Origin of the sequence: Caldibacillus sp. 210928-DFI.2.18 (assembly GCF_020554505.1) — a bacterium.
Lineage (GTDB): Bacteria > Bacillota > Bacilli > Bacillales > Caldibacillaceae > Caldifermentibacillus > Caldifermentibacillus hisashii.
Map to the genome: position 1 here is coordinate 1 of NZ_JAJCHL010000193.1, position 1103 is coordinate 1103.

At 32.9% G+C, this 1103-nt stretch carries 3 pseudogenes; 2 read left to right on the forward strand and 1 reads right to left on the reverse strand.

Going from position 1 to position 1103, the window contains the following annotated elements:
- Nucleotides 1–267: 267 nt before the first annotated feature.
- Together LIZ98_RS17485 and LIZ98_RS17490 are read left to right on the forward strand one after the other, a co-directional pair.
- Nucleotides 268–499 (forward strand): annotated as a pseudogene (locus LIZ98_RS17485) (VOC family protein); the annotation flags it as partial.
- Between the two features lie 28 nt (nucleotides 500–527).
- Nucleotides 528–653 (forward strand): annotated as a pseudogene (locus LIZ98_RS17490) (phosphoenolpyruvate hydrolase family protein); the annotation flags it as partial.
- Between the two features lie 188 nt (nucleotides 654–841).
- Here the strand turns inward: LIZ98_RS17490 and LIZ98_RS17495 are convergent.
- Nucleotides 842–1103: pseudogene (locus LIZ98_RS17495) on the reverse strand (hypothetical protein); the annotation flags it as partial.

Below are 1103 nucleotides of genomic sequence, written 5' to 3' on the forward strand. Positions count from 1 at the left end.
ATTAATTTTCCAGAGCCTCGCTCAAGGGTATATTTTTTATTTTGGCAGAGGCTCTGAAAATAAACAATAGAATTTTTCAACAAATGGTAGCTTTTTTTATTAAGATGACGTCTTTTTTAGTCAAATTCTAGATCAACACAATCTCCTGAATGGAAGATCCACACGGCCGGAACGATACGAAGGAGTCTGGCTAGTATAGCGACTATTTAAGGAGATTGGAATTCAAAAAAAGCCATTCTATATGATAATTAAATTGAGGTGATATAGTTGTTTGTGAAAGGTCTTAATCATTTTCTATTTTCAGTTTCTGATTTGGAAAAATCCATAGTTTTACCAAGATGTATTTGATGCTAAATTACTGGTTAAAGGGAGAAGTACTGCATATTTTGATTTGAATGGCATGTGGTTGGCACTAAATTTAGAGAGAAATTTTCCTCGAGATGAAATAAGTCAGTCATACACTCATGTTGCTTTTTCAATTGATGAAGCTGATTTTGATAGTGTATATAATAAAATAAAGAATGTATGCTAAATATGTAATAAGTAGGGTTAACGGAATCGTTGGATTCTTTGGGGCATCAAGTATTGAAAGATTTGCGGCTGAAAAGGGAATTAAAGAACAGACAGAAGCATTTAAAAAGATTAATAAGTGATTATTGCACCTAAACATATAAGCTAGTATTGATAGGTTGCAGAATACAAATTCGGGCTGGATCCAAACGTGATTCAGCCCCATCTTTGTTTAATTAGTATCGAATTTGTCCATCTTTCTTTTTCAACCTTGTATAACCAGTTGAAATGGTTATAATTGAAAGAGTGTCAGGAGAATTTGGATTTGTACCTATAAATTTCTTCCAATTCCTTTCACTTCATCGAGACTCAGCTTCACCATTTTTGCTACTTTTTCAACTGAAAAACCTTCCCGCAATAGCTCAGTTGCTAAATTCCTTTTTTCTTCCATTTTTCCTTTTTCAATCCCTTTTTCAATCCCTTTTTCAATCCCTTTTTCAATTCCTTTTTCGATTCCCTTTTCAATTCCCATTTCCAATCCTTTTTCAATTCCTTTTTCAAATCCTTCTTCCCTCACAGTTTTAAAATATTCA